Source organism: Micromonospora sp. NPDC048843 (assembly GCF_040649965.1).
Taxonomy (GTDB): domain Bacteria; phylum Actinomycetota; class Actinomycetes; order Mycobacteriales; family Micromonosporaceae; genus Micromonospora; species Micromonospora hortensis.
Window position 1 is genome coordinate 1 of the sequence record NZ_JBEZGJ010000265.1, and the last position, 6989, is coordinate 6989.

A 6989-nucleotide genomic window follows, 5' to 3' on the forward strand; every position below is an offset into this window, starting at 1 on the left:
TTACCTGACCGGCACCCATCGGTTGGCAGGCGCGGCCATCGAGGTGAGCGGACCGGGGTGCGGCAGGTGGGCTGCTGTAGACATCACGCACTTCGGGGAGCCCGGCAGGACGCGTCCTCAGACCCCGACGCGCTGCGGCGGGACGGTGAGCCCGTACATCTCCATCAGCTCCGGAGTGTCGACCCGGCTGCCGTCGGCCACCGAGTCGCAGGCGATGTCGACGATCTGGTCCTTGTGCGCCAACAGGTACGGCCGGGCGCCCACGTCGGCGCTGGCCAGGGTGGCGATGCCGGGCCAGTGCCGGCGGCCGAACAACATCGGGTAACCGCGCAGCCCGTCGTAGGTGGCACAGACCAGCACGTCCGGGTACGGCAGCGCGGCCACCCGGCTGACCGCCTCGGCGGTCAGGCCCGGCATGTCGACAGGCACCACCACCACCGCCTCGATCCCCTCATCGTCCATGGCGGCCAGGCCGGCCCGGATGGACGAGCCGACTCCGGTGCCCCACGCCTTGTTGATCACAACGGTCGCCTTGCCCAGGTCGGCGGTTTCCTGGACCTGCTCGGCGGCAGCCCCCAGGACGACCACGATCTGCTCGCAGCCCGCCTCGGTCATCGTGTCGATCATCTGGTTCACCAGGGGCTTGTCACCCTGGTGCAGCAGCGCCTCGGGACCACCGATCCGTCGTCCTCCGCCTGCGGCGATGATCATTCCTGCGATCCGGTTCAGCTGCGCCCCCTCCAGCACGGGACGGAACGTGACAGTTCCGTCCCCTCCTACGGACACTGCAACGAGGAGGGCCGGCCGGGGGTGGCGGGGCGAAAAGGAGAAATAGCACAACCGTTACACGACCGGCATCCGCCGACACGGACACTCAGCAGGTCAGGCCGCGTCGGCGTAGCAGTCGACGATGGACAGGTCCAGCGGGAACCGAACCGGCGTCGCACCGAAGAGCAGCGCGGAGGCGCGCTCGCCCGACCGATTGACAGCCTCGGCGACCGCGTCCGCCTGATCGGCCGGCGCGTGCACGACCACCTCGTCGTGCTGGAAGAAGACCAGCTCGGCATCGGTGCCGGACAGCTCCGTCCGAAGCGTGGCCAGCAACGTGGAGGCCCACTCCGCAGCCGTGGCCTGGATGACGAAGTTGCGGGTGAAGCGCCCCCGGGACCGGGCGGCACGCGCACGCGGACTGTGCGGATCACCCGCCCCCTCCGGATCGGAAGGCTCGTCGTCGAGATCCCCGAACCCGGCCGAGCCGGGCGGACACGTGCGCCCCAGCCACGACCGCACCAGCCCACCGTTCTCACCGGTACGTGCCGCCGCCTCGACGTAACCGAACGCCGTCGGGTAACTGCGCTTCAGCACCGCCAACGCGGGCACCGCGGCCCCGCCGGTCTGCCCGTACATCGCGCCGAGCAGGGCCACCTTGGCCTTGGCCCGGTCACCGCCGAACGAGTCCCGGGCCAGGGCCGCGTAGAGATCGCCGGCACCCCCCGCCGCCGCCAACCGCGCGTCACCGGAGACCGCGGCCAGCACCCGGGGCTCCAACTGGCCGGCGTCGGCGACCACCAACCGCCAGCCCGGATCGGCCACCACCGCCCGCCGGATCACCTTGGGGATCTGCAACGCGCCACCACCCCGGGTGGCCCACCGGCCGGAGACGACACCTGCCGGCACGTACTCCGGTTGGAAACGGCCGCCCCGCGCCCACTGATCGAGCCAGGACCAGCCGTGCGCCGTCCAGATCCGGTAGAGCTCCTTGTATTCCAGCACCAGCGGCACCGCCGGATGGTCCACCCCGCGCAGCACCCAGGCCCGGGTGTTGGGCAGCTCCACCCCGACCCGGGCGAACGCCTTCAGCAGCTCCGCCGGCGAGTCGGTGTGCAGGCCGCGTACGCCGAGCGCGTCGGCGATCCGGGCGGCCAGCTCGGCGAGTCGGCGTGGCGGACCACCGACCGGGGACGCCTCGCCGAGCAGCTCGTGCAGGATCTCGTTGTGCACGTCGGCACGCCAGGGCAGCCCGACGACGCCCATCTCCGCCGCGATCAGCGCGCCGGCCGACTCGGCGGCCACCAGCAACCGGAACCGGCCGGGGTGCTCGGTCGCCGCGACGCGGGTGAGCTGGTCGGCGTACACCTGGATCAGTGCCTCGATGCCCGGGCCCGGCGGACCGGGCAGTGTGTCGAAGAGCGCGCCCTGCCCGTGCCCGGGTGGCGCGGCGGCGCGCGGCGGCGGGTCGGGCGGCACCGCCGCGCCGGTCAGCCGGGCCCAGGCGGCGGCCAGCGAGCGGGGCTCGCCCCAACGGCCCACATGCCCGAGCAGCAACGCCTCGGTCAACTCCACGTCGTGACACCGGTCGACCCGGACGCCGGCGCGCAGCAGCGTCTGGTAGACCGCCGTGGCGGTCGACCAGACCCAGCGCGGGTGCTCGGCGGCCTCGCGTGCGGCGACCGCGGCGACCAGATCGGTGACGACCTCGGGCTGGCCGGTCGGCTGGCCGGTGGCGTCCAGCGGGCACAGCACTCCCCCACCCCGCTCGTCGGACACCACCGCCACCAGCACGAACGTGATTCTGCCTCTCCCGTCCGACAGAAACGGAGGCGCACCTCACCATGATCGGGTCGGTGGGGTGTCAGGGCCGGTCGGTAGCGTGATCGGGTGCCTCCGCAGATCCCGCATCCCGATCCTGGCACCCCCGACGCCCGCGGTCCGATGCGCTACCTCTGGTGGCTGGTCCGCTGCCAACCCTGGCGGGTGCTGCGCGGCAGCCTGATCGGCACGGCCTGGATGATCGGGCTCTCGGCTCGGCCCTACCTGATCGCCCGCGCCGTCGACGACGGGCTGCGCGAACGCGACACCCAGGCCCTGGCGCTCTGGGTCGCGGCGATCGTCGTCGCGGGCGTGGCCCTGTCCTACCTGGGCATCATGCGGCACCGCACGATGACCTTCATCCGGGAGGACGCCAAGGCCCGCTCGGCGGAGGTCCTGCTGCGCCATCTGTCCCGCATCGGCGCGGTGCTGCCCCGCCGGGTCGGGGCGGGCGAGGTGTCCACCATCGGCGGTTCCGACATCGACTGGACGGCTCAGGTGCTGACGCTGACCGGGCCGGGCGTCGGCGCTGTCGTCGCGTACGCCGTGATCGCCGTGGTGCTCTGGTCGATCTCGCCGATGCTCGCGCTCTGCGTGCTGGTGGGGGTGCCGATCGTCGGTCTGATCGTGGGGCCGCTGCTGCGCCGTCTGGAGCAGGTCGAATCGGTCTATCGCCGGCAGCAGGGCGCGCTCACCGCCCGATCCGGTGACATCGTGGCCGGGCTGCGGGTGCTCGCCGGGGTGGGCGGTCGGGACCTGTTCGCCCGGCGGTACGCGGCCCGGTCCCAGGAGCTACGCGCCGAGGGCTACCGGGTCGGCGCTGTCAACAGCTGGATCGACGCGGCGACTGTCGCCATTCCCGGGTTGTTCCTGGCGGCGGTGGTCTGGCTGACGGCCCGGATGGCGGTGACCGGTGAGGTCACGATCGGCGAGTTGGTCGCCGTCTACGGCTACGTGGCGACTCTGATCGTGCCGGTCTGGTTCCTGCTGGAGGGCAGTTACCAGCTCATCCGCGGTCGGGTCGCCGCCCGACGGATCGCCGACCTGCTCAACGTGACGCCGGACGACGTCGGTGGTCCGGGCCGCCGGTGGCCGGGCGCCGTGCCCGAGGCACGCCGGCCGGACGACCTGGCCGGGCCGGACGGCCCGGCCGACCTGCACGACCCGGTGACCGGCCTGACAGTGCGCGCCGGCCACCTGACCGGTGTTGCGGCAGACGACCCGGCGGCGGCCGTGGCGTTGGCCGACCGGCTCGGCCGGTACGTCGCCAGCGACGTCACCTGGGGCGGCGTGCCGGTGCGCGAGGTCGCCCTGGACGAGGTCCGCGCGCGGATCCTCGTCGCCGACCACGACTCGTACCTCTTCGCCGGCACGCTGCGCGACATCCTGCGCGTCGGCGCCGACGACGATGACGAAGACGAACGGATCAGCGCGTCCCTGGGGACCGCCTCGGCGCAGGACGTCGTCGACGCCCTGCCCGCCGGGCTGAACACCCCGATCGACGCCCGAGCCCGGACACTCTCCGGCGGTCAACGCCAACGGCTGCGCCTGGCCCGGGCGCTGAGCAACGAACCGGAGGTGCTGATCCTCGTCGACCCGACGTCGGCGGTGGACGCGCACACCGAGGCGCGGATCGCCGAGCGGCTGCGGGCCGCGCGGGCCGGGCGGACCACGGTGGTGATCGCCACGTCGCCGCTGCTGCTCGGCCGGGCCGACCTGGTCGCGCTTCTGAGCGCCGGCCGGATCACCGCCACCGGCAGCCACGCCGACCTGCTCGACGACGACCCGGCCTACCGGCACCTGGTGGCCCGCGGCAGCGAGGAGGCGTACCGGTGAGCCGGCTGCCGGTCGCCGACCGGGGCACCGTCCGCCGGGCCCTGCGGGACATGATCAGCCGGCACCGGCGCGCCGTCGGAGTCGTGCTGGCGCTGCACAGCGCCGCCGCGGTCGCCGGGCTCGCCCCGCCGTGGCTGCTGGGCACCATCGCCGACCAGGTCACCGCGGGCGCGAGTGTGGCCACTGTGGACCGGCTGGCACTGGCCATCGCCGGCTGCGTCCTGGTCAGCGCCCTGCTCTCCCGGTACGCGCAGTACGCCGGCCACCGCTTCGGCGAACGGGCCGTCGCCGAACTGCGCGAGGAGTTCGTCTCCCGGACTCTCGGGCTGCCCGTCTCGGTCGTCGAGCGTGCCGGCTCCGGGGACCTGGCCACCCGCAGCTCGGTCGACGTGTCGACTGTCGGCACCACCGTCCGGGACGTGGTGCCCACCATGGTCATCGCCACTGTGCAGTTGACGTTGCTGTTCGGGGCCATCTTCCTGCTGCACCCCCTTCTCGGGCTGGCCGCGCTGGCCGGGCTCCCGTCGATAGTGGCGCTGACCCGCTGGTACCTGCGCCGGGCCAGCTCCGCGTACCTCACCGAGGGCGCGGCGGCGGCCGAGCTGACCGAGACACTGACCACCACCGCCGAGGGCGCGCGCACAGTGGAGGCGCTGCGGCTGACCGATGACCGGATCCGGCACGGCACCACCCGCATCACAGAGCTGTGGCAGGCCCGTCGCGCGACCCTCGCGCTGCGTACCGTGTTCTTCTCGGTCGTCGAGGCCAGCTATCCGCTGCCGATCGCCATGGTCCTGCTCGTCGGGGGCTACCTGCTCTCCCGGGACATGGTGTCGCTCGGCGCGGTGGTCGCCGCCGCGCTCTACCTGCAACAGGCGATCGACCCGTTGGACCGGCTGTTGCAGTGGACCGAGCAGGCGCAACGCGGTTTCGCGTCGTACGCGCGGCTGCTCGGCGTCGGCATGGTCCCGCCCGAAGCACCCGGCACGACCGCCTCACCACGGGGCGAGCGGCTCCTCGTCAGTGGCGCCCGGTTCTCCTACTCCGACGGGCCGGACGTGCTGCACGGCATCGACCTTGAGGTGCAGCCCGGTGAGCGGCTGGCGGTCGTCGGCCCGTCCGGCGCCGGCAAGTCCACACTGGCCCGGCTGCTGGCCGGGATCGACGCGCCGCGCCACGGCGTCGTCACCATCGGCGGGTGCCCGGTCACCGACCTCGACCCGGCCGAGCGACGCCGCCGGATCGCCCTGGTCACCCAGGAGCACCACGTCTTCATCGGCTCGGTACGCGACAACCTCTCCTTCGCCGCGCCCGACGCCTCCGACGACCAGATGCGCGCCGCGCTGCTCACAGTGGGCGCCGATTGGTTCGCCGAGCTACCCGACGACCTGGACACCCAGCTCGGCGACGGGGCCCGCCAACTCGGTGCGGCCGAGGCCCAACAGCTCGCGCTGGCCCGGTTGGTGCTCGCCGACCCGCACACGCTGATCCTGGACGAGGCGACCGCCGCGCTCGACCCGTCCACCGCCCGCCGGACCGAACGCGCGCTGGCCGCAGTGCTGGTCGGGCGGACCGTCATCGCGATCGCGCACCGACTCAACACCGCGCACGACGCCGACCGGGTGGCCGTGCTCGCCGACGGTCGGATCACCGAGATCGGCAGCCACGACGAGCTGGTCGCGGCCGGCGGGGCGTACGCAGCCCTGTGGCGCTCCTGGCACACCCGCGTCGACGAGCGGTGAGACGTCCTACTTCACCGCTCCGGAGGTGAGGCCGGCCTGGATCTGACGCTGGAAGACCGCGTACACGAGGATCATCGGGAGGATGGCGATGGTCAGCGCGGCGAACAGCCCGGACCAGTCCGCCTCGTAGCCGGCGTTGACGGAGATGTCGGCGATGCCCTGGGTGAGCACCCATTTGTCCTTGGCGTTGGAGAGCAGCACCAACGGGAGTTGGTACTGCGCCCACTGACCGATGATGTTGAAGATCGCGACGCTGATCAGACCCGGCTTCGCCATCGGCATCATCACCTGGAAGAACAGCCGGCTGTGCCCGCAGCCGTCGATCATCCCCGCCTCGGCCACCGACGACGGCAGCGTCTTGAAGAACGCGGCCAGGAAGAACACGGTGAACGGCAACGAGTACGCGGTGTAGACCAGTACCACGCCGGTGTGGGTGTCCAGCAGACCGAGGTTCTTCACCACGAAGAAGAGCGGCACCAGTGCCAGGAAGACCGGGAAGGCCAAGCCCGAGACGAAGAGGAAGTAGACAGCCCGGTTGCCCCAGAACTTGTAGCGGGCCAGCACGTACGCGGCCATCGAGCCGAGCAGCATGGTGAGGAACGTGCTGCACGACACCACGATCACGCTGTTGAGGAAGTACCGCCCGACGTGCGCCTTGGTCCAGGCCCGCCCGAAGTTCTCCCAGCGCAGCTCGGCCGGCAGCGTCCACGGGCTGCTGAAGATCTCGCTGGTGTTCTTGAACGCGGCGAGGAAGGTCCAGAGGATCGGCACGATCACGATCACCGCCCACACGGCGAGCGCGACGTGCCCCAGGCCGGCGAA

5 protein-coding genes are annotated in these 6989 nt (G+C 72.3%); 2 read left to right on the top strand and 3 right to left on the bottom strand.

The genetic code is table 11. From position 1 onward, the window contains the following. Positions 1-117 precede the first annotated feature (117 nt). Together AB0C20_RS33990 and AB0C20_RS33995 are read right to left on the bottom strand one after the other, a co-directional pair. On the bottom strand, positions 118-711 hold the full coding sequence (locus tag AB0C20_RS33990; protein ID WP_238687087.1) for a nucleotidyltransferase family protein: 594 nt from the start codon (positions 709-711) through the stop codon (positions 118-120). A 171-nt stretch (positions 712-882) separates the two neighbouring features. After that, entirely contained in the window at positions 883-2592 is a 1710-nt protein-coding gene (locus AB0C20_RS33995) for a bifunctional 3'-5' exonuclease/DNA polymerase (protein WP_357569540.1), read from the bottom strand. 120 nt (positions 2593-2712) lie between these two features. On the opposite strand from AB0C20_RS33995, the gene AB0C20_RS34000 reads away from it, so the two are divergent. Both AB0C20_RS34000 and AB0C20_RS34005 read left to right on the top strand, forming a co-directional pair. Then, a complete protein-coding gene (locus AB0C20_RS34000; RefSeq protein ID WP_357569541.1) occupies positions 2713-4425 on the top strand; it encodes an ABC transporter ATP-binding protein in 1713 nt (570 codons plus the stop codon). A 50-nt stretch (positions 4426-4475) separates the two neighbouring features. Next, complete coding sequence (locus AB0C20_RS34005; protein ID WP_357569542.1) at positions 4476-6167, top strand: ABC transporter ATP-binding protein; 1692 nt, start codon at positions 4476-4478, stop codon at positions 6165-6167. Positions 6168-6173: 6 nt separating this feature from the next. Here AB0C20_RS34005 and AB0C20_RS34010 read toward each other — a convergent pair. Beyond that, positions 6174-6989, bottom strand: an 816-nt coding sequence (locus tag AB0C20_RS34010; RefSeq protein WP_357569539.1) for a carbohydrate ABC transporter permease, incomplete at its 5' end; no start/stop codon positions are given.